This is a genomic window from Pedobacter sp. ASV12 (genome assembly GCF_016429155.1).
Classification (GTDB): domain Bacteria; phylum Bacteroidota; class Bacteroidia; order Sphingobacteriales; family Sphingobacteriaceae; genus Pedobacter.
This window is the reverse complement of record NZ_JAELUC010000004.1, coordinates 31,755-53,775: the sequence shown is the minus strand read 5'-3', so window position 1 is coordinate 53,775 and position 22,021 is coordinate 31,755. Positions and strand designations below refer to the sequence as shown.

22 protein-coding genes are annotated in these 22,021 nt (G+C 44.3%); 9 read left to right on the top strand and 13 right to left on the bottom strand.

Annotated elements, in window-relative coordinates:
- Positions 1-7 precede the first annotated feature (7 nt).
- Positions 8-622, top strand: a complete 615-nt coding sequence (locus JHD69_RS02590) for a sugar O-acetyltransferase (RefSeq protein WP_199137069.1) — start codon at positions 8-10, stop codon at positions 620-622.
- Positions 623-718: 96 nt separating this feature from the next.
- On the opposite strand, the gene JHD69_RS02585 is transcribed toward JHD69_RS02590, so the two are convergent.
- A complete protein-coding gene (locus tag JHD69_RS02585) occupies positions 719-1,147 on the bottom strand; it encodes a YybH family protein (RefSeq protein ID WP_199137067.1) in 429 nt (142 codons plus the stop codon).
- 135 nt (positions 1,148-1,282) lie between these two features.
- On the opposite strand from JHD69_RS02585, the gene JHD69_RS02580 reads away from it, so the two are divergent.
- From JHD69_RS02580 to JHD69_RS02565, 4 genes are all read left to right on the top strand, one after another.
- Positions 1,283-1,663 carry a ribosomal maturation YjgA family protein gene (locus tag JHD69_RS02580; RefSeq protein WP_199137065.1) on the top strand — a complete coding sequence of 127 codons (381 nt, stop codon included), beginning with the start codon at positions 1,283-1,285 and terminating at the stop codon, positions 1,661-1,663.
- Between the two features lie 91 nt (positions 1,664-1,754).
- The gene (locus tag JHD69_RS02575) at positions 1,755-2,846 is read left to right on the top strand and encodes a vWA domain-containing protein (RefSeq protein WP_199137063.1); all 1,092 of its coding nucleotides are present in this window, start codon (positions 1,755-1,757) and stop codon (positions 2,844-2,846) included.
- A 72-nt stretch (positions 2,847-2,918) separates the two neighbouring features.
- Positions 2,919-4,403 carry a sigma 54-interacting transcriptional regulator gene (locus JHD69_RS02570; RefSeq protein ID WP_199137061.1) on the top strand — a complete coding sequence of 495 codons (1,485 nt, stop codon included), beginning with the start codon at positions 2,919-2,921 and terminating at the stop codon, positions 4,401-4,403.
- A 23-nt stretch (positions 4,404-4,426) separates the two neighbouring features.
- Positions 4,427-5,674, top strand: a complete 1,248-nt coding sequence (locus JHD69_RS02565) for a metallophosphoesterase (RefSeq protein ID WP_199137058.1) — start codon at positions 4,427-4,429, stop codon at positions 5,672-5,674.
- A gap of 26 nt (positions 5,675-5,700) precedes the next feature.
- Here JHD69_RS02565 and JHD69_RS02560 read toward each other — a convergent pair whose 3' ends face one another.
- The gene (locus tag JHD69_RS02560; RefSeq protein ID WP_199137056.1) at positions 5,701-6,333 is read right to left on the bottom strand and encodes a class I SAM-dependent methyltransferase; all 633 of its coding nucleotides are present in this window, start codon (positions 6,331-6,333) and stop codon (positions 5,701-5,703) included.
- The gene (locus JHD69_RS02555) at positions 6,326-7,237 is read right to left on the bottom strand and encodes a hypothetical protein (protein WP_199137054.1); all 912 of its coding nucleotides are present in this window, start codon (positions 7,235-7,237) and stop codon (positions 6,326-6,328) included. The genes JHD69_RS02560 and JHD69_RS02555 overlap by 8 nt, the downstream gene beginning before the upstream one ends.
- A gap of 150 nt (positions 7,238-7,387) precedes the next feature.
- Between JHD69_RS02555 and JHD69_RS02550 the strand changes: the two genes are divergently transcribed.
- Complete coding sequence (locus JHD69_RS02550; RefSeq protein ID WP_199137052.1) at positions 7,388-8,278, top strand: hypothetical protein; 891 nt, start codon at positions 7,388-7,390, stop codon at positions 8,276-8,278.
- Positions 8,279-8,347: 69 nt separating this feature from the next.
- Here the strand turns inward: JHD69_RS02550 and JHD69_RS02545 are convergent, their stop codons facing one another.
- The 3 genes from JHD69_RS02545 to JHD69_RS02535 all read right to left on the bottom strand — a co-directional run bounded on the left by JHD69_RS02545 (position 8,348) and on the right by JHD69_RS02535 (position 12,684).
- A complete protein-coding gene (locus JHD69_RS02545) occupies positions 8,348-9,037 on the bottom strand; it encodes a response regulator transcription factor (protein ID WP_199137050.1) in 690 nt (229 codons plus the stop codon).
- A 74-nt stretch (positions 9,038-9,111) separates the two neighbouring features.
- Positions 9,112-10,785 carry a sensor histidine kinase gene (locus tag JHD69_RS02540; protein WP_199137048.1) on the bottom strand — a complete coding sequence of 558 codons (1,674 nt, stop codon included), beginning with the start codon at positions 10,783-10,785 and terminating at the stop codon, positions 9,112-9,114.
- Between the two features lie 6 nt (positions 10,786-10,791).
- Complete coding sequence (locus JHD69_RS02535; protein WP_199137046.1) at positions 10,792-12,684, bottom strand: S9 family peptidase; 1,893 nt, start codon at positions 12,682-12,684, stop codon at positions 10,792-10,794.
- A 236-nt stretch (positions 12,685-12,920) separates the two neighbouring features.
- On the opposite strand from JHD69_RS02535, the gene JHD69_RS02530 reads away from it, so the two are divergent.
- The 3 genes from JHD69_RS02530 to rfbC are packed head-to-tail and all read left to right on the top strand — an operon-like array spanning position 12,921 to position 15,598.
- A complete protein-coding gene (locus tag JHD69_RS02530; protein ID WP_199137044.1) occupies positions 12,921-14,729 on the top strand; it encodes a tetratricopeptide repeat protein in 1,809 nt (602 codons plus the stop codon).
- A gap of 14 nt (positions 14,730-14,743) precedes the next feature.
- Entirely contained in the window at positions 14,744-15,046 is a 303-nt protein-coding gene (locus JHD69_RS02525) for a DUF4286 family protein (RefSeq protein WP_199137042.1), read from the top strand.
- Complete coding sequence (rfbC, locus tag JHD69_RS02520; RefSeq protein ID WP_199137040.1) at positions 15,047-15,598, top strand: dTDP-4-dehydrorhamnose 3,5-epimerase; 552 nt, start codon at positions 15,047-15,049, stop codon at positions 15,596-15,598. It begins immediately after the preceding gene.
- 72 nt (positions 15,599-15,670) lie between these two features.
- On the opposite strand, the gene JHD69_RS02515 is transcribed toward rfbC, so the two are convergent.
- The 7 genes from JHD69_RS02515 to JHD69_RS02485 all read right to left on the bottom strand — a co-directional run bounded on the left by JHD69_RS02515 (position 15,671) and on the right by JHD69_RS02485 (position 22,020).
- Positions 15,671-16,513 (bottom strand): OmpA/MotB family protein, encoded by an 843-nt coding sequence (locus JHD69_RS02515; protein ID WP_199137038.1) that lies wholly within the window; start codon positions 16,511-16,513, stop codon positions 15,671-15,673.
- 43 nt (positions 16,514-16,556) lie between these two features.
- Positions 16,557-17,219, bottom strand: coding sequence for a DUF2461 domain-containing protein (locus JHD69_RS02510; protein ID WP_199137036.1), 663 nt, complete (start codon positions 17,217-17,219; stop codon positions 16,557-16,559).
- A 140-nt stretch (positions 17,220-17,359) separates the two neighbouring features.
- Positions 17,360-17,755, bottom strand: a complete 396-nt coding sequence (locus JHD69_RS02505; protein ID WP_199137034.1) for a DUF983 domain-containing protein — start codon at positions 17,753-17,755, stop codon at positions 17,360-17,362.
- A 23-nt stretch (positions 17,756-17,778) separates the two neighbouring features.
- Positions 17,779-18,036: a hypothetical protein gene (locus JHD69_RS02500; RefSeq protein WP_199137032.1), complete on the bottom strand. Its 258-nt coding sequence runs from the start codon at positions 18,034-18,036 to the stop codon at positions 17,779-17,781.
- 91 nt (positions 18,037-18,127) lie between these two features.
- Positions 18,128-19,078 (bottom strand): hypothetical protein, encoded by a 951-nt coding sequence (locus JHD69_RS02495; RefSeq protein WP_199137030.1) that lies wholly within the window; start codon positions 19,076-19,078, stop codon positions 18,128-18,130.
- Between the two features lie 157 nt (positions 19,079-19,235).
- Complete coding sequence (locus tag JHD69_RS02490) at positions 19,236-20,579, bottom strand: DUF4302 domain-containing protein (RefSeq protein ID WP_199137028.1); 1,344 nt, start codon at positions 20,577-20,579, stop codon at positions 19,236-19,238.
- A 10-nt stretch (positions 20,580-20,589) separates the two neighbouring features.
- Positions 20,590-22,020, bottom strand: a complete 1,431-nt coding sequence (locus JHD69_RS02485; protein ID WP_199137026.1) for a substrate import-associated zinc metallohydrolase lipoprotein — start codon at positions 22,018-22,020, stop codon at positions 20,590-20,592.
- Between the last annotated feature and the right edge of the window lies 1 nt (position 22,021).

The window sequence follows — 22,021 nt, the reverse complement described above, 5'->3', positions numbered from 1 at the left end:
ACAAAACATGCAACAAACTCCATTAAGCGAAAAAGAAAAAATGCTAGCAGGCAAAGCCTACCAAGCCGGGGATGCTACCCTAGCCAAAGAAAGATTAAAGGCCCGCGAAATCGTTTTTGAATTCAATAACCTAGCCCCAAAATTCATCAAGCAACGCAAGGAGCTGTTACGAAGACTTTTTGGCAAAACAGAAAAAATGTTTTATGTAGAACCGCCATTCAGGTGCGACTATGGCTACAACATCGAAATAGGCGATAACTTTTATGCCAATTTCAATCTCGTTATCCTCGATTGCGCCAAGGTAAGCATCGGCAATAATGTTTTTATTGCACCCAACGTTGCCATGTATACCGCTGGCCATCCCATCCATCCACATTTGCGCAACCAGGAGTTTGAATGGGCTCAGCCAATTAGCATAGGCGACAGCGTTTGGATTGGAGGCAATGTAGTGATCAATGCCGGGGTAAAAATTGGCAGCAATACCGTAATTGGTTCGGGCAGTGTAGTTACCAAGGATATTCCTGACAATGTATTGGCCGCCGGCAATCCCTGCAAAGTTATCCGCCAAATCACCGACGCCGACAAGGACTATTATTACAAACAGTTTAAACTTGACGAGTAAATTTTAAAAATTTAGCACAATGGCCTATTGCAAACTACAAACTGTTCCGTGCAGAATCTTGCACTTTTTGTAGCTCAACTTCCGCTATGTTTTCGATTAGCTGCTATGATCAACTACCACTTTCCACTGGCCGTTTATTTTACGTAGCAACAGCGTAAAATAACCTTTGGGTTCGTCCTTTTCGCGCTTTAGGTTCCAGCTTCCCAGTACAAAAGCCCTATCCTTCGCCAAAAAATCTACTTTTTTGATACCGAAAGTCAAAAAGCCCATGGCCGATTTATCGGGATAGCCCCTTTTATAATTGTCCAACGTTTGTTGCCAGCCATAAGTTGGTCCGCTTTTGCCTACAAAAAGCAGGCTGTCGTTTTTCCAATAGCCCTGCATGTAGGCTTCCACATCGCCTTTGTTCCAGGCACCGCGCTGTTTTTCGAGCACATCCAAAATGGCTTGCCTATCAGCTTTGCTTTGGGCAAACACGCCCGTGGCCAACATACACCCTAAGCAAAACATAGCTATTTTCTTCATCATTTTTCAGGTCTAATTTGTTTTGAAGATAAGATTATTTTCGCTTGGCCAAAAACTGGTTCAACATTTGTGCATCATTTTGAAGTCTAACGTGACAAACATCGCCGGACTGCTAAATTATCAATCTCAACTCTGATGTTCCGCTTTAACCTCAAGTACTTTCTACTGGCCATTTTAATCTTTTTGATCGAAGTATTCATTGCACTTTACATCCACGATGCCATCATCAGGCCCTACATTGGCGATGTACTCGTCGTTATTTTGCTGTACTATGCGGTCAAAAGCTTTCTCCCCGTTCCTGTACTTCCAACGGCCATAGCCGTATTGATTTTCGCCTACCTGATCGAGATACTGCAGTATTTTCAATACGTAAAATGGCTGGGCCTACAAAATTCGCATCTGGCCAACGTAGTGATGGGCAATTCTTTTGCGTGGACCGACCTGATGGCCTACACCATTGGCATTGTGCTCGTGCTGCTTTTCGAAAAAGAACCTACATTTAAAAGAAGTACGTAAGTAGGTTGCCGCGCGACCCTAAAAATGACATCAGGCTTAAAATAATCTTGGTTCAAACCTTTAACTTCGATATTTCGTTAATATAATTCGAATGAGAGGTTTTCAGTTTTCCAAATTCAGGCCTAACGACCTGCCCAAAGGCGGTTTCGATGAAATGCTAAAGCTTTTTACCGAATTGCTCAATTATACGGCTGGCGATGCGGGCGAAGCATTGGCTTGGATGAACGAGCTCGACAAGAAATACAAGTTTACCAATAACGATTACGCCATGGGCGATTTTATTGACGACTTGAAGGAAAAGGGCTACCTGAAGGAAGAAAACGGCGAAGTAAAGATTACTGCCAAAACCGAGCAGACCATCCGTAAATCGGCCTTGGAAGAAATTTTTGGCAAACTGAAAAAAGCGGGCAAAGGAAATCATAACAGCAACATTTCGGGGGTTGGCGAAGAGAAAAATGCCGACAGGCGAGAATATGCCTTCGGCGACAGCCTCGACCAGATAGACATGACCGCTTCTATCCAAAATGCACAGGTTAACCACGGCATTGGCAACTTTACCTTAACCGAGCGCGACTTGGAAGTAGAGGAAAAAGACTACAAAACCCTCACCTCTACCGTACTCATGATCGATATTTCGCACTCGATGATTTTGTATGGCGAAGACCGCATTACGCCAGCCAAAAAAACCGCCATGGCCCTGGCCGAGCTCATCAAAACCAAATACCCAAAAGATACGCTCGATATTGTGGTTTTTGGCAACGATGCCTGGCCTATCACCATCAAAGACCTGCCTTACCTGCAAGTTGGGCCCTACCACACCAATACCCTGGCTGGCCTCGAATTGGCTACAGACCTGTTGCGCAGACGTAAAACGCACAACAAGCAGATATTTATGATTACCGATGGCAAACCAACCTGCCTCAAGGAAAATGGCCGCTATTACAAGAACAGCATGGGCCTTGACCGGAAAGTAATCGGCAAAACACTGAACATGGCCGCGCAATGCAAACGGCTCAACATCCCGATTACCACCTTCATGATTGCCCAAGACCCTTACCTCCAACAGTTTGTAAGGCAGTTTACGCAAATTAACGGTGGCCGGGCTTTTTACAGCTCGTTAACGGGCCTTGGCGAATACATTTTTGAAGACTACATAAAGAACAGAAGAAAAACCGTAAAATAGTCAGAAGTTTGAGCTGGAAGTCCGGAGATAAACCAGACTTCCAACTTGCGGCTTCGGGCACCCCACTTAAACATGCAAGCAAAAACCCTAGGCGAACTCAAAGCCTCCAACTATAAATCGCTCAGCGTTAAAGACGAGCTCAGGAAAAACCTCATTAAACAATTACAGCTTAAAGAAGCTGGATTTGAAGGCATTTTGGGCTATGACGAAACCGTAATTCCAGAACTGCAGACCGCCATTCTTTCTAGGCACAACATTTTGCTGCTGGGTTTGCGCGGCCAGGCCAAAACCCGTATTGCGCGTTTGATGGTGAACCTGCTCGACGAGTATATTCCCTATGTAGCCGGAAGCGAGATTTTCGACGATCCATTGAATCCTATTTCCTGGCATGCCAAAAACGAAATTGCCCTAAAAGGCGACGATACCCCTATTTTATGGCAGCACCGCAGTGAGCGCTATACCGAAAAGCTAGCCACACCCGATGTAACCGTTGCCGATCTGATTGGCGATGTTGACCCCATCAAAGCCGCCACACTTAAATTAACCTACAACGACGAAAGGGTAATCCACTTTGGCCTAATTCCAAGGGCGCACCGAAGCATTTTCGTCATCAACGAACTGCCCGACCTCCAGGCCAGGATCCAAGTGGCGCTGTTTAACATGCTACAGGAAAAAGACATCCAGATCAGGGGTTTTAAACTCCGTTTACCTTTAGATGTACAGTTTGTGTTTACAGCCAATCCGGAGGATTATACCAACCGTGGCAGTATTGTTACCCCGTTAAAAGACCGAATCGAAAGCCAAATTCTGACCCATTATCCAAAAAGTATCGAGATTTCGAGAAAGATTACCTTCCAGGAAGCCAGGCTTACCGACGAGCAACGCAACCTGATCGAAGCTGATGGATTGGTGAAAGACCTGGTAGAGCAAATTGCTTTCGAAGCGCGCAAAAGCGAATATATTGACCAAAAATCGGGCGTATCGGCGCGTTTAACCATATCGGCCTACGAGAACCTGATCAGCAATGCCGAACGCAGGATGCTCATCAACCGCGAACCAAGCACTTTTGTCCGACTGTCTGATTTAAGTGGTATCATTCCGGCAATAACCGGAAAAATAGAACTGGTTTACGAGGGCGAGCTCGAAGGCCCTGCCAAGGTAGCCCATACCCTGATCGGCAAAGCCATTAAGCACTTGTTTGCACGTTATTTCCCTGATCCCGAAAGAGCCAAAAAGAGCAGAACAGCCAATCCTTATACCAAAATTACCGAATGGTTTACCGAAGGCAACACCATTGATATAGCCGACGACCTTACGTTTGCACAATATCAAAAAACCTTGATGGAGGTAGATGGACTGCACGAACTGGTGCAACAGTTCCATCCCAAACTGAGCGAAACCCAAACCTTGCTGCTCATGGAATTTGTGTTGCATGGCCTGGCTGCATTTTCTCAGCTGAACAAAAACTACCTGAATAGTGGTTTTGGCTTTGCCGATATGTTCGATAGTTTGTTCAATGCCGACCTCAGCGATGAAGATGAAGAAGATTTTAGGTAATTTTAGCACTTCAAGCTTTATATATGGGTCGTAGCCTCTTTCTTTCTATCCTGTGTCTGGTTGTTTTGGCACTTGATTTCTATTGTTATTACGCCATCCTAAACGTTTTTAAAAAATGGTCGGCCAAAACCAGGCGCATTTTCGCCTACATTTGGTGGGCCCTTAGCCTGGTACTGATTGTTGGGGTATTTTGTGCCATTTACCTCAACTTGTTCCTGACCATCAGAGCCATTATACTGGTGGCCTTCTTCCTGCTTTCAACCGCCAAAGTGTTTATGCTGCCTTTCTTGCTCATCGACGATTTGAGGCGGTTGGCCATCAAGCTTTTTAAGCACAAACGAGAACCTGCTAAAGCAACCGAGCCCATAGCCGGCGAACCCATTAGCCGTTCGGCATTTTTGGTTAAAGCCGGATTGGTGGCGGCCGCCGTTCCGCTTAGTTCGTTGAGCTGGGGCATTATTTCGGGCGCCTACGATTACCAAATCAGAAGGGTGCGTTTGGTATTGCCCAACCTGCCCAAAGCGTTTGATGGCATTACCATGGCGCAGATTTCAGATATCCATTCGGGCAGCTTTTACAATAAAACAGCGGTAAAAGGTGGCGTAGAAATGCTGATGGCCGAAAAACCCGATTTTGTGTTCTTCACCGGCGATTTGGTGAACAACCTCACCAGCGAGGTCAAAGATTATCAGGATATTTTTGCCAAGGTCAAAGCCCCATTGGGTGTTTATTCTACCTTGGGCAACCACGATTACGGCGATTATTATTTTGGCAGGGGAACTTCGCCAGCCAAGGTCAAAAACCTGCAGGATATGATTGCTACCCATAAGATTATGGGTTACGACTTACTGATGAATGAACATCGCCGGCTCAAAGTTGGTGGCGAAGAAATCGGCATTTTGGGCATCGAGAATTGGGGCATGGGCCGTTTTCCGAAATACGGCAAAATGGAACTGGCTACGCAAAACACCGACGATTTGCCGGTTAAGCTGCTGCTTTCGCACGATCCTTCGCATTGGCGTGGCGAGGTATTGGAAAAATACCCGCAAATCGATGCCATGTTTAGTGGCCACACACATGGCATGCAGTTTGGCGTAAGGCTTAAAGAGTTTCAATGGAGCCCGGTGCAGTACATTTACAAGGAGTGGGCCGGACTTTACCGCGAAAAGCAACAACAGCTTTATGTAAACGTGGGCTATGGTTTTTTGGGCTATCCTGGCCGCGTAGGGATTTTGCCCGAAATCACGATTTTCACCTTGCAAAGGGCATAAATCCAGTACAGAGATAGCCCATCGCTTTAAGGCAACCGTTTTTGATAAACCACCGCTTTAATGAAATTGCCGTAATAATGCTTTTCGGTTATTGGGATGTATTGAGGTTTAAAAAACGGAGAAGTGTCTATCAGATCGTTTACGCGAACAACATTGATGAACCTGAAAAACAAATGCATAGTCTTGAGTATTGTTCTTTTCCATAGCGCCGATTGTCTGTTCAGGTAGAAATCAACATCAATCCAAATCCCTTTTGTGGCCAATAAAGCATCAATATGGGCGAATACTTTTTCGGCCTTTGCCCAATCAAAATTATCGAACAAGAAGGGCGTGAGTACGGCATCAAAAAACTGGTCGGTTTGGTAGGTTTCAATATCCTGATGAACAAATTCGACGGCGTGATGTGTATCGACTTTTTTGGCCAATGCAATCATCTCAATGGACGCTTCTACAAAAACGATGGCAATGGGCTGGGTTATGGCATTCAGGTCTTTCAAAATCCACCCTGTGCCCCCACCAACAATAAGCAGCTTTTTGCAGTGTTTGATATAGCCCAACTGTTCGGTTTGCGCCTTTACCTGCGATTTAAAAAACACCAGTCGGCTTAAAAAATCGTAGTGCTGAGCTATTTTATCATAAGAGGGTTCTCGCTTAGCCATAAGTAAGCACACCTAAAATCCCACAAATCGATTTAAATAAAATCAGCCCATCTATCACCATTAAATAGTAGAGGATTTTATGGCGCTTGCGCATGGAATAGGCAACAACAATGGTAGCCATAAAGGGCAAGGTATTGAACAACAGTTGCAACGCATGAAAATGCCGGTAATGTGCAAAAATCAACAGCGAAGCCAGCCCAATAACCAGCAAGGGGATTAAAATATAGAAAATGGTAGCGCGCAAGCCATAACGGACCACAAAAGTCCGCAAATCCTTATTGGCATCGGTGGGATAATCCTTAATGTCGAACATGATGGCGTTTACGGTGCAGAACATCCAATTTTTAACAAAAAGCCAAATCCATAAAGGCCAATCCTTATCGTTGATATCGAGCTCTATTTTTAAGATGATCAGCAACAGCACATTCGCGCAACAGGCCCATACAAATCCAATTACAAAAGCTTTGAGCCAGCCCTTGTTGCGTAGGTTGAGGCTTAAAAAAGAGCGGGGCAACAAACCGTAATAAAATGCGCCGGCACACAGAATTACCACTATACTGGCCCAATAATCCCTGGGCAGGCTTAAAACGCCGGCTATATTCTTCACCAACAAATAAGTAGCCAGCAACATCGAAACGGCAAATAAGATCCATTGGCTATACTTCACGAAGGTCCTGTTCTCGGCATACCATTTTGCCCGCAAATTGGCTGGTTTTTGCAGCTTCATGGCACCTCTGTATGCATAGGTGTAATAAACCGTAGGCGATATGAAAAGCAGTACAAAATAAGTGGCCGAAGGGAAAGGCAGCCCCAATTGCAAACAAGCTTCTATGGTAAGGGCAACGGCCAGCATACCAACGAAATAGTTGCCAAAAAAAATCGACCTGATGAGCTTGCCTACCATTCATTCAAAAATAAACAATTATCAAGCAGCTTGTAGCTATGATTTTTGAGGCTGAAGCAACGGGGTTGATATTTTGCCGGAAATTGCGATATTTACATTCATGCCGAGCTAATTATTGGCCAATAGACCAAATGAGCCAATTAACGAGAAATGTTTAAAAAAATACTTTTTTCTGTTCTGGACTTTCTGCTTTTCAGCAATATTTTTATTGCTGTTTGTGCCGTTGCACAAGGCTTGGTTACCTATTATTTACTGGGGCTTCCGGCAGATCGATATGTATTGGCGTTTTTGTTCTTTGCCACACTCATTAGCTATAACCTCAGCGTACTCTTAACCAAGCCGGCCGACCTGCAAAAATCGCAGTTCAAGAGAATAGACTGGTTCTTTGCGCATCATCGCTTAATGATATCGATAACGATGATTGCCATCCTGTGCATCATACCACTAGCTTTGCTGTACTTAAGCATGCAGGCCAAATTGCTGATGGGTTTTGTAGGTATTATTGCCGTGGCTTATAATTTCCCTTTTCTTACGCTAGACCAAAAAAAGATAATCCTGCGCAACCTGCCGGTTATCAAATTGTTTCTGATTGCCTTTATATGGTCGGTTAGCTGCGTATTGCTGCCTATTGTAGAGCTTGAAAACAATTATGGCATTGTCATTCCGCTAGGCGAAACAATTCTTTTGCTTGCCCAGCGTTTGCTGTTCATCTGCGCCTTAACCATTCCTTTCGATAGCAGGGACCTTTTCCAAGACAAAATCTACGAGCTTAAAACCATTACGGTAACTTCGTGGGAGAAAAAGGCCTGGTTTTTTTGTTTGGTAATATTAGGGTTGTACCTGATCTTGCTGGTGCTGTTTACCAAAACCATCAACCTTGATGTGGCCGCTTTAGCCCTAACCATTTTTTTAACAGGCTGGCTCATTTTTAAATCGAGCCCGAAAAGAAGCGAATACTATTATTTCTTGTGGCTCGACGGCATGATGATCCTACAGTGCGCCATGTTGTTTGCCACCAATCTGCTGGACAAGCTTTTTTAAACCGGAGGTAGTTTTTTGTTAGAAAGACTTGCGAAGTTGTTAAAGCTCCGCAAGCGTTTTCAGGATATTTTATCCGGCATTAAAGCGGTAGCCGATACCGCGAACGGTTTGCAGCAATTGCGGATTATCGGGATTGAGTTCAATCTTTTTGCGTAGCCTTACAATGTGCATGTCGAGGGTACGGGTATTTACATCCGAATTGTAGCCCCAAACCACCAGCATCAGCTCGTCGCGGTTGATTACCTTGTTCGGATTGCGCAAGAAATACAGCAAAATCCTGTTTTCTAAAATGGTCAGTTCTATTTTCTTGCCATCGCGAAACAGGGTATGGATATTCGGGTGGTGCTCCATGTTGCCAAAACGATGTATTTCTGAACGGTCGTTGTTAAGCAGGAACTTCACCTTGCTATCGAGCATGGCTACCAGTACGTCCATGTTAAAGGGCTTGGTTACATAATCAGAAGCTCCAAAATTATAGGCATCGATCTTATCTACATCCTGCGCTTTGGCTGTCATCATAATCACCAGGCCTTCATAGCCCTGCTTACGTACTTCTTCGCATACTTCAGAGCCCTCTTTGCCAGGCAGCATCCAATCGAGCAGCACAATATCGGGCTTTTCGTTTACAATGGTCTCCACGGCTATTAGTCCATCACTGTTCTCCAACACCTCGTATCCTTCTGCCTGTAAACGGTGTACCACCAAGAAACGAAGATTTTCGTCGTCTTCAACAATCAGTATTTTAATTCCTTTAGACATTTTTTTTAGTTTTAAAGTGCAGTGCTTAAATTGGAACGTTACTGCCTACAGCATGCTACAGGCCAAACCCAGCACTACAACTCGTTATTATAGGGTAATACAATTTTAAATTCGGTTCCTTTGTCTACCACGCTTTTTACGGTGATTTCGCCACCCATAAAGTTAACCAGTTCTTTGCAAAAAGCCAAGCCCAGTCCTACGCTTCCATTCTGGTTGTAGCGGTTCTGAATGCGGTAAAACTTTTTAAAGATATTATTTATTTCCGACGATGGAATACCGATGCCTGCATCTTTGAACCTGAATACCACACGATCTTTAACCAAGCGGGCCGAAATATGCAGCTTTTTGTGGTTAACCGGCGAATATTTATAGGCATTTTCGGCCAGGTTGTCGAAAAGGCTGCCCAGCAGTACCGGATCGGTTACAAGGGTTTTAAAGCCATCCAGTTCGTAGGTAAAATCGAAATCGGGATGCTTGAGGCAATGTACATCGATGGTACTTTCGATAAACTCGGCCACGTTAATTTCGTCGCGGTTAAGGGTAATGGCCTTGTTTTCGATTTGGGTAAAAGCCAGCAATTTGTTCATCAGTCCATTAAGCTTATCGGCTTCTTCGTCTAATATTTTTCCGTACAGCTTTTGTTCGCGCTCACTGATGCTTGGTGCGCTCTTGATGTTGTTGCCCGCAATCTTGATAACGCTTACCGGGGTCTTGAACTCGTGCGTCAGGTTGGTCAGGAAATCGTACTGCAGCTTGAACATTTTATGGTTGATGTTCAGGTTACGGTAAATGAGAAAGGCCACCAGCACCAATACGCCATAAAACAGCAGCAAAAGCGCGGCTATAGGCAAAAAGTAGCTGAATATTTCCTTCTTGACGAAAGACCTCGACGAGATGAAATAAAGCTTAAACTCCGAAAATGCCCCAGGCAGGGAAATCTCGCCGGTTATATATTCAGAAGCATCCAAAGGGTCGTAGGTAATCGGTTCTATTTTGATATGCTGATATAAAAGTGGCCGGGTGTTCTTAATCTTGATCTTGCTGGGGTCGAGCTCAAAAGAAAGCAGGTCTTGCTGGTAAATAGGATCCGAATCGAGCTTTTCTGACACCATCCTTTTATAGGTTTTGAGCAGTTCGGGGCTCGGAATATTAAAATAATCGATTTTATTGGAGCGAATCGTGGCAAAGCTGCTGAACAACTTATCCTGGTTGGGCACCTTAGCCGTATCGAGCTTCTGCAAAAAATTGATGATTTTTAGCGCCGAAGCATTAAAGTCTTCCGTTTCGGCATAATTCCTGCCTTCGCTAGCACTAAACAATTTGATCGAATCTTTAGGCACCAAGCTGCCAAACTGGTAAACACTCTTCATCCCGATGGCGAAATGGCCCTGGTTAAGGCCATTCTCCTCGTATTTGATGTTTTTTACCTCCGTATCGTAAAAAACTACCTTCGATACAAAGGGGTATTGAAGCAGGATGGTATCGACAAACTTGGAAGCCGTTGCTGAATCGAGAAAGCCGTTGTAGTAAGAAATTTCCGGCAGCTTATTAAAAAAGAAATCGTTATAAGGCTTGATGCTTTCTTCCAGCACATTGGCCTTGGCCGAAACAAATTCGTTTTCGATGTTCTTTTTGCTGTAATTGAAGGCCAAAAACAGGGAAAGGACGAATACAACCGAAATCAGGACAATAAAAGTGACGATCAGCGAAAAATTCTTGCGATATCCAGTATCTTTTTCTGAAATCATTTCAGTCTATTTCTTTTTCAAATTGTTCTCCAAAAAACTTTCGAGCGCGGCGTAGGTCTTTTGTCGGCTTTCTTCGCGTCCCATTCCGAAAGGCAGGTCTTCCCTTTCAAAATAAGTTACCGGCACGTTGCGCTTTTTAAGTTCTTTAACAAAGCGGATGGCATCGCTGGCGCTGATGCGCGGATCTTTGGTGTTTTGTGTAATAAAGATAGGGATATTTACTTTCTCGGCGTGAAAAATAGGCGATGCCTGGCGCATGTAGTCTACGTCGGTATCGGGGTTGCCTATAATTTCGTAATACATCTGCAGATTCGACCTAAAGAAAGGCGGAATCGTGCTCAAGTAGCTGAACAGGTTTAATACACCCGTATTAGAGGCTGCACATTTGTAGAGCTTAGGACTTTTAATAGCCGCATTGAGGGCGATGTAGCCTCCAAATCCGCTACCGTAAATGCCAATGCGCTGCGGATTGGCAATTTTCTTCTGTACGAGCCACTGTACGCCATCATCAATATCGTCTTGGATCTTGCCACCCCATTGCTTAAAACCGGCGGCATAAAAATTCTTGCCATAGCCCGACGAGCCCCGGTAATTGATTTGCAGCACGGCATAGCCTCTGTTGGCAAAAAACTGGACTTCGGCATTAAAGCCCCAGGTATTGCGTTGGCCTGGTCCGTTATGCGGGACCACCACAACAGGTAGGTTTTTAGCTGTCGAATTTAAAGGCAGGGTGAGGTAACCGTTCAGTTTCAGTCCATCACGCGAGGTAAAACTGATGGGCTTCATTTCACACATTTCTTCTTCCTTGATCGAAGAATTGATATCGCTGAGCTTCTTCAGCGTACCGTTGCTGGCAATGTACAGATAGTACGAACCTGGGTTACGGTCGGTAAATGTGCGCAACACAAATACATCTTCGCTCTTATCGCGATCGATGACCCTTACTTCTGCCTTCGCCAATAATTTATCCAGCTTTTGGTAAAGCACTTTGGCATCGTTGTCGAGGTAATGCTTTTCTTTTTTCCAAGTTTCGCAAACCACATAAGCCATTTTGCCCTTCCTTTTCGAGTATTGGGCATCTACCACGTTCAGGGTATCGTTAGAAAACAGTACGCTTTTTTCTTTTCCCGTTAGGCAGTCGAGCTCAACCAAAGCGCTGTTGTTCCGGTTCACGTCAGAAATGGCGTACACCGTATTGGGTTTCTCTTCGGCAAAAGCCACCGGAAACAAAGTAGTTTTAAAATTATTGGTGAGTATGGTTTTAAATTCCTGCCCTTCGTTTTCGCGGTACAGCAATTTTTCATTTACCCCGTCGCTCGAAGTCGCCATGCGGAGCCGTCCTTTCGAATCGGTTATCCATTTGGTAATGTTGCCGGGGTTCTGTGCCGCCATTTCCATCTTGCCGTCGCGTACGTTGAGCCGATATACGTCAGAAACCGTCGAATCGCGTTGGTTAGACAGAATGAGCAGGTATTTATCGTCCATCAACTGGTCGTCGAGCACACGCATTCTCGTTTTTTCGTTGCTACTCAGCTGGCGTTCGTCTTTGCCCCCTTTGTTGATGATGAACAAATCAGACTGAAACCGATCGCCATGTTTTTCCTTGTAATAGATCAGTTCGTTGTTGCTAACCCAGGAATAAAAGCTGATGTTTTTTTCGCGCAGGCGGGTTAGCTGCACCACTTTGCCCGTGGCGATATCTTCGACAAAGAGATTTTGCTTTTTGTCTTGCAACTTCAGGTACGAAAGACTTTTGCCATCCGGAGATATACGGTACGTGGCCCTGTCTTGCGATTTGAAAAAATCGTTGACCGGAATTTCGGGCACCTTATTGCCCCTGCTACAGGCCAACAGCAATGTTCCGAGTACCAATAAAATATATCTTTTCGCTAACGTCATACTTAAAAAATCACACAAAAATACGGAACACCTTGCAGGCAAGGGCATTTGCCGTTAATATTGTTACTTACTCCGCAGCCGTATTTAGGATTTCAATGTAGCCAACATTGAAATTTATTCAAATAAATTGCGAGTAACATTTAGAATACGCGCGCACAATTTTCGTTATTTGAACAAACAGGCTTAAATTGCGTTCAAAATAATTAATTTTAGGTACCAACGCCAAAACGTCTTCGATGAAAAGATTCATTTTGCTCATTTTTCTTTCCTGTTCGTTTTTTACGCTACTGGCGCAAAATGACATAGACGAGGCTTTGGCCTATCAGTATTACCAACAGGCCGACTACGAAAAAGCCGCGGTGCTGCTGGAAAAACTGTTTAATAAAACCAAGAACGACGGCTATTTTGAACTCTATTTCAATGCGCTAATCAAAATCAAGAAATACAGCGAAGCCGAAAGCCTGCTGAAAGGATTGATTAAGCAATATCCCCAAAAAAGCCAATATGCTGTAGCGCTTGGCCGCGTTTATCAGGAAAACGGACGAACTGCCGAAGCCAACAAGATTTTTCAGGAAGCCATAGCCAACACGCCCAAAGACGAAAATAAATTTAGGGACCTGGCTAACAGCTTTTACCGTTTTGAGGCCTACGATATGGCGGCCGCCACATTTTTGCAGGGCCGCAAGCTCTTGGCCGACGACCAGCTCTTTTTATATGAACTGCTGAGTATCTATCGTTTCAAAAAAGACAAATTGGCCCTTATCCAAGAGTATGTTAACGCCCTGGCACTCACCCCGCAGCTGCAGCTGCAGGCGCAAAATGTACTGGCCTCTGTTTTCGAAAGCAATGCAGATTACCAGCTGTTGCAGGCAGCCCTGCTCAAAAAAATACAAAAAGACCCGCAGGCAGAGGTTTATACCGAAATGCTGATCTGGCAATACATACAGCAACAGGAATACGAAATGGCCCTGCGCCAGCTTATTGCACAAGACAAGCGCACCAAGGGCGATGGCACGCTGCTCTACAATACAGCCAACACCTTTGTGGCCAATAAAGCCTATACCACAGCCATTAAGGCCTACGAATACCTATTGGCCAAGGGTACGGAAAGCGATTTTTACCTGCCCGCCAAAATTGAACTGGTTAATGCCAAATACCAGTTGGCCATTAGTGGCAAATTCGAAAAACCTGCCATCCAGGCCTTGGCCAATGAATACGAAGCCATTTTGGCCCAGTATGGCAAAACGCCGCAGAGCCTTTACGCCTTGCAAAGATTAGCCTACCTGCAGGCCTATTACCTCAACGACCTGAAAAAGGCAGAGGCTACCCTCGAAGAAGGTCTCAAGATACAACGCATACAGCCGACTGACATGGCCCAGCTTAAAATGGATTTGGGCGATATCTACATCCTGACTAAACAGCCCTGGGAAGCCATTTTGGTTTATGAGCAGGTGGCCAAGCAGTTCGAAAATCAGCCCATGGGCAGCGAAGCCAAATACCGATCGGCCAAATTGTTTTTCTACGTGGGCGATTTCCAATATGCCAAATCGCAGGCCGATGTACTGAAGGCCTCTACTTCGCAACTGATTGCCAACGACGCCCTTAACCTTAGCCTGTTGATTTCAGACAACCTGCAAAGCAAAAACGACAGCTTGGCGCTTAAGATGTATGCCGATGCCGATATGCTGCAGTTTATGAACCGCAGCAGCGAAGCGTTGGTGAAATTGGACAGCATCGATGTTGCTTTTCCGAACAACAGCCTTACCGATGATATTTTAATGGCCAAAGCCAAAATCTACATCAAAACCAACGACCTGGAGAAAGCGGTGAACATGCTGAAAGAACTGATTGATGCTCACCACGACAGCATTTGGATTGATGATGCACTTTTTACCCTGGCCGATCTGTACGACAAAAAACTGGACAAGCCCGACGAAGCCAAAAAATTGTATCAGCAATTGATGAACGACTACCCCGGAAGTATGTTCAATGCCGAAGCCAGAAAACGCTTTAGAAACATACGAGGTGATAATGTAGGCACATAATCCTATCTTTGCGCATGCTTTTATACAATGTAACTGTAATTCTTGAAGATTCTGCCGCCGACGAATGGATGCAGTGGATGCAGGAAACCCATATACCCGAGGTAATGGCTACCGGCAAATTTGTGTCTAACCGCCTGCTCAAGGTATTGGATTCGCCCAATGAGGGGCAAACTTTTTGCGCACAATATGTGGTTGAAGACCTCGAAAGCTATGAGGCCTATAGAACCATGCATTCGCCCGCCCTACAGGCCGCAATGCAAGCCAGGTTTGAAAACCGGTTTGTAGCCTTTCGCACCCTCATGCAATACGTAGACTAGATGAACATTATACAAACACCTATTAAGGACCTTTTGGTGATCGAGCCAAAAGTATGGAAAGATGCCAGAGGCTATTTTTACGAAAGCTATAATGCCAAGGCCTTTGAAGCGGCTGGCATTCATGCCGTTTTTGTACAAGACAACCAATCTTTTTCTCAAAAGGGAACCCTGCGCGGCCTGCATGCACAAGCGCCTCCATTTGCACAAGGCAAGCTGGTAAGGGTAATCCAAGGAAGCGTACTCGATGTGGCCGTAGACATCAGGAAAGATTCGGCTACTTATGGCCAGCATTTCAGTATTGAACTTTCTGGCGAAAACCGTAAGCAGCTTTGGATGCCCCCTGGTTTTCTGCATGGCTTTTTAACGCTCGAAAACAATACGATTTTCACTTATAAGGTAACCAATTACTACGACAAGCATTCAGAGATCGGCATCATGTGGAATGATCCCACCCTCAACGTTAATTGGGGCAATATTGAGCGCAGCGAAATACTTCTTTCAGACAAAGACTTGCTCCTTAGCGATTTTAAGTCGCTGGAAAGTCCGTTTTAAATGAACAGCCCTATCTACGATTTGCAGATAGGGCTGTTCCGTTTATTGGGCGAGGACCCAATAAGTCATGATTTATTGCTTGATCAAATCGTACAGCTCGTCTAGTTTAGGCGAAAGCACAATTTCTATCCTGCGGTTCTTGCTGCGGTTTTCGGCCGAGGTATTGGGTGCCAAAGGCTGATACTCTCCCTTTCCGGTTGCGGTCATCCTTACGCTTTCTACCTTTTGCTCTTCTGTTAAGAAACGAACTACCGAAGTGGCACGCAGTACGCTCAAATCCCAGTTGTCTTTGATCTGGCCCAAATTGTTGATTTTTTGCGAGTCGGTATGGCCCTCAACAGCGATATTGATTTCCGGCTGTTGCTTTAATACGGTTGCCAGTTGCGTTAAGGCCTGTTTGCCCTTCTCGTCAATAATAATACTGCCCGAAGGGAACAGCAATTTATCGGTTAGCGAAACATAAACCTTGCCGTTCTTGATTTCGACGGTAAGGCCATTTTTGGTAAAGCCTAACAATGCTTCCTGTAGCTTGGCCTTCAATTGGTTGGTCGCTTCGTCGCGTTTGCGCAGAATTTCTTCCACCTCTTTTAAACGCTGTTCGCGTTTTTTTAAGTCGGCCGATAATTTATTGATTTCGGATGAGCTGTTGCTTCTCAGCTTGGCATAGTTGCCGTCCATTTCGGTGTATTTGGATCTTAAATCGGCCAGTTGACCATTTAAAGAAGCGGTATCTGCCTTTAAGCGCGCTATTCTTTGTTCGAGGCTTTCGTTTTTAAGCTGCGATTCGGTCCACCCGGTATTGAGCGAATCTTGTTTGGCCAATAGAGCCTTGTATTTTTTCGGCGACAGGATAACACAGGAACTGAAAGCGGTAATAAATAAGGCAAATGCTGCCAAAAGGCCGATTTTCTTCATCAGAATTTAAAAGTTTAGGTTAACAATTGTGTGTGCGCTACAACTACGAGGCTGTGGCTTTTCTCAAAAATAGCATAAATGGCTGGATAGTCGCAAAAGCAGTTATCAACTTATCAACGATAGCAGGCTTTAAAAACTCCGAATCGGCAATTGGACACATGGCCGCAAAGCTCTTGAGCTTAAGCCATTCGATCTGTGGGTGGCTGGGCTCGTAACCCTTGGGCGCTTTTTTCAATTTGCCCTCCTCGCTGAGGCGAAACATGGCTTTAAAGTCGGGATGATTGATTATTTCCAAAAACTCAGCGCCATTGTAATCGATTTCTTCCCGCACCATTTTCAAGATGTGGGGTTCGGGTTGCCAAAACCCGGCTCCAAAGAAGCAGTTTCCAGGTTCGATGTGCAGGTAATAGCTCTGTGTGGTTTCGTTGTAGCCTTTAATGTCGAAGGCAATGCCATAATGTTTTTTATATGGGTCTTTGTTGGGGCTGAACCGGATATCGCGGTAAATGCGCAATAAGGCTTTTTTCGGTTCTGTAGCACCCGAAAACTCGGGATCGATAGTGGCCAGTTCTTTGATCAATGTGGCAATAAAAGGAAAAAGAACTGCCTTGGCCTCTTCGTAGCGGTGCTTGTTGGCCGCAAACCACTCGCGGTTGTTGTTTTGGGCCAGGTCTTTGATAAAATCGAAGGTTTTTTGATCTAACATTGGTGGATAACTTTTGTGGTCCTATTGGTGATTATTCGATGGTTGAATAGTTAATTGTCATATTGTTAAATTGTTTACTGCCAACTGGAAACCGTTAACTGAAACCTGTCAACTGACAACTGGTAACTGATAACCGGCAATTACTTATCATATTCAGGCTTATACCTGATCTTGGGCGATAAATAATGTAACAAAAACACCCTTGAATATCGGTAATTGAAAGGCGATAACAAAAGCGATCCCAAAAATATGACACCCACATACAGCCACAGCGAATCGAAATCCAATCGACCGCCAGAAAAATGATAGGTAGCCAGTCCCATGACAATCATTTCGGCCATGTTCATGGCATAGCTTACGTACATGGCGGCATAGAAATAGCCGGGCTCAACTTCATAGCGAAGTTCGCAAACGGGGCAATGGTGCAAAGTTTTTTGGATATTGAAGCCATATAGGCTTCCGGCAAATATCGGTCCGCGCCTGCACTGCGGGCACCTAGCCTTGAAAACGGCATATAGCTTAGCGGTTTTCTTCATGGCGGCAATGTTTCAAACGGAAGTTAGTTTTCGGTATTTAAAGAAGGCGAAGCAGCCTTTTTACGGTAGTTTTTATACCAGATCAATCCCACTCCAACAATGAGCAAATATGGGATAGAAAGCAGGTAAACTACACCATCGTTAATGCCTTTGGTTTGGTTGTTGCCATTCTTCGTGCCCTGCTCTGCGTTGATGGTACACATCGAACACTGTGCCTTGACACTAGGCGTAAAAGCAAAGCTAAGCGCAAAAAGAAACAAGAAAACAACCGCTTTTTTCATGATGATGCAAATATAGGCATTATTGTGGTTGAGGGGGATAAAAATAATGTCATAAAAAAGCCTCCCGATTTCGCGGGAGGCTTGAAGAGTTTTAAGGTGCTCGATGATATACCGCCAAAGCCACCCCTCCCACAATATAATGGCATTGAGGAACTGTCATTGGAATTACATTTGGATAGTATCCGTCTGGAACGAATGTTGTAAAAGCACTATCAGAATAATACTTATTGTCTAGAGAATTAAAAAATATCGATGTAAATCTAAGAACACGACTACTCGCGTCTACTACTTCTTTGGCCGTCGTAAGATATGTTGTTGAAGATGGCAATGGACCATCTAATAATTTCGATGAAATATCTATTTCAATCAATTCAGGATTTTCTCCTGGCCCACTATCTGAAACACATTGTACAAACTCGTATATCGCGTAAGCGAGCGCAACATAGCCTAAGTATTTTAGGCCGATAAATCTTAGCGCCTGTACTGCAGTTGAGGCTGACATACCTACGGTAAAGGCTTTTGCAATCAAACTATAAGCTTGCTGAAATCCAAGCGCTGATACTGCGCAATGTACCCATCTAGGCGTTTCGCCACTAGCAGATGCTTCAATATTCGCAGCTCGATAAATAACTTCAAGCATTGCTTTTTGTTGAGGGGTAAAATTAAGAATATAATTCTGTTCTTCTGCACTTAAGGCTGCCCATTCTGGAGTACCTGAGATTTGGAGAATCAGGCTATTGTATAATGATGTACCTGAACTAACGAAAGGATCTGTTAGACTGATGGCTTGGAGTTCTGTCAAGTTTTGTAAATCAAACGGGGTTAGCACTTCAAAAGCGTCAAAATCAGGAGATGAAAGTCCTTGGCCTGCACTTGAAGGTATATTAGCTTTCTTCGCCAAAATCAATCTTTTACTTTCTTGATCATTTGACTTTAAGCCAGTTTCCTTTTTACAGCTTGTTACGAAAGTTAAACACAGTAGTATCGTCAAATAAGCAATTCGCTTAATAGAACGAAAAAAATCGATTGGTTGTTTCTTCATGATACGGGTTTAAATGTTAGAGTTATCCATAAATGTAAATTATGGCAACCAATAAGGCAAAAATGTAAAAAAAAAGAGCACCCCTAAGTACTTTAGGACATTTAATAAAAAAGCCTCCTGAATCCTCAGGAGGCTTAAGTATTAATTTAACTATTAACTATTGCAGGGTACCTGTAAAAGTAAAGGTTGGGTTTTCTATACTCTTGAACTGGGCAAGTATAGTACCAGATGGATCACTAAAATAATCGATATTAAAGGTATCTACATTGAGGCGCTGGGCCAAAAGCGACGCCATAAATGGCACAATAATACCGCCGTTTCCATCGGCATCCACATAGGTGAACTTAAACACCCCATTGTCTGATCGGTTATAGGTATAATTGATCGTACCCACATATGGTGTAGTGTTTTGTGGCATGTTAACCTTTAAGGTCATCTTTTTTGATGCATTATTAAAGGCGTAAGACATTTGCTCTAAGCGTAAGGCATAACCACCCGTTAACATTTTGTTGGCGGCGTCTGCTCTTCTTGTTACGTAATCGGCGCCCCAGCCTGGTGCAGTGGTGGCATTGGCTACGGTAACAGATGTATAACCAGTTCCAATCAGTAGCCATAGTGGCGTAATAGGTGTTGGATTGCTTTTCACTACATATTCTTTGCCTGTTGAATCGTACATGACCAAAGTTGCAGCATCTTTCCAGAAAAACCTGACAAACTTAACACCCTGATAAACTAAACCGCCACCTAGAATATCGGCCCCATCTAAAGTGAAGGCAAATTTAGCTGAAGCACTACCTACGGTCATTCCATCAGCTAAAACACCTGTAAAAGTTACTCTTTTACCAGCTGCTAAATTATTGGTGGCATTCATGCTGATTCCAGCTTTTAAAGTAGCCGAACCGCTTACCACTTCTACATACGGATACTTAACTGTAGTGAAAAAATTCTTCAGCTTATTAATAGCCGTGAGGTAATCTCCATTCGTATAGGCAGTTTTTTGAGCCGCCGTGGCTTTTACCATTTTAAGTGGTTGTCTATATTTTTTGCCTACAAAGAAAATACTGTCGCCATTCATTCTGTCGTAAGTAAACTCGATGTCGCTGCTATAGCCTACTTTCGATGCACCGCCCAAAACAGCCCCGTTGGGATCGTCAAGCATCGAGATGTAATTATAGGTATCGAACACCAGTTCTGTGCCCATATCCTGTTTCACCCTGTAGTATGACTTGCCCAATGTTGTGGCCGATTCGTTGGTCATATCTCCAAGCATGGTTACGCCTTGTTCAGTATCAAAAGTGATAAAAAACCCATAACCGCCACCCGCTTGGGTTGGCATGGTCGCAATCCATCCATTGGTGGCGCTTGTAAGTGTGGTAGAAACCAGCTTGATTTGATCGGCCGCACGTTCTTGCGGCGTTTTGTCAAACTTAGGCACGTATGATGTCTTTTTGCACCCCATCATCACCGACAGGAATACAAATGCATATAATATTTTTTTCATTTTCATCAATTTAATAAGCCAATGGTCCGTAAAAATAATTGGTTGGCGCATTCAACACGCTAAAACCGGCCAGTTTCATGTAGTCTTCGGGTACTACGTTCACCGGTAACCAGTTTGCTACAAATGTGTTGTTAACTAGGTAATCGCTCAATGGTTTTACGGCTGCAGCAAGGGTATTTGCATTTGCTACCCATGGTGCATCGGTTCCGCCAGGCGTTCCTGTTGTAAACTTCACTTGGCTGGTTGCTAAAGTAATCGCCATGTTGAAGGCATACTTGGCATCGAACACTGTACCAGCAGAGTTGGTATAGTTGATGTTCATCGTTACCGAAGTGGTAGAAGGGAAATCAAACCTTATAAAATTGACTTTGCGACCACCTGGAGCAATTGCGAACACATTGGCCACCACTTGGTCATAAAGTTGCTTAAATTCTGTAGAGCCACCATACTTTACATAATAATCGGCGCTAGGATTTAACATCAATGATTTAAAAGTAGGGATTGGTGCAGGTGCCGGGCTCGGCAAAGGTGTAACCAATGGCGTACGGTTTTTGCCAAGCCAATAGGCGAATTTGCTTTCTTTGAGACCAATACCAATCATGTACTGCTGCACTTCCATTTGCAACTTTTTAAAGTTGATGCCCAAGTTGTTGTAGTAGTTGATGACGTTGTTTTCTTTTTGGACAAACCTGGCCTTACCTGCGGTATTGGCAAAACTGGCCCAATCGTCATACCAAACCTGTCCGTTAATCAATAGCCAGCTGATGGTTTCGGCATAATCTTCGGTTGATACGCCACTGGCATAGCTGGTTACAAAACCATTTCTGCGGGCAGTATCTGTTGGCGTATCGTTGTATGGCTGCTTGTAAAACCCTTTCGAAATAGCCTCCCAATCGGTCGGGATAGGGATGATCTGGTTCAGGATGTGGCCAAACTCGTGGTGCATGATGCGTTGCCTATCCCAGGCATAGAACTGGCCTGCAGGCAATGGCTGGTAATCGTTTACACCATACAAGGTAATCCGTCTTCCGGCGGCGGCCGTACCGGCTACGCCAGGATCGGAGGTATTTGCATAGGCATACGAACCGAACAACACCCATTCTTTAGGCATATAGGTTTTGGTAAAGGTTTCGCCGGCAATTTTACGGTAGGGCGTAATGAAACCATCGAGCACCATTTGCATGGTGGGCTGTATGTTCTCCAGCTTGCTAGGTACCACGTTGGCCGTATTGCCATGGTAATACCTATTGTACCTGTAAATGACGTCGATATTGTATTCGTCAAGGAAATTGGTTTTCAGCCATTGGTCTAATGGCGTGTTTGTGCGAGGGTCGTCTGGATTAAAGGTACTGTAATCCACGTTTAGCTTTTCTGTTTTGCGACAGGCAAACAACCCTACGGCTAGCAAAAAAACTGCTGTTGTTTTAATTATATTTTTCATC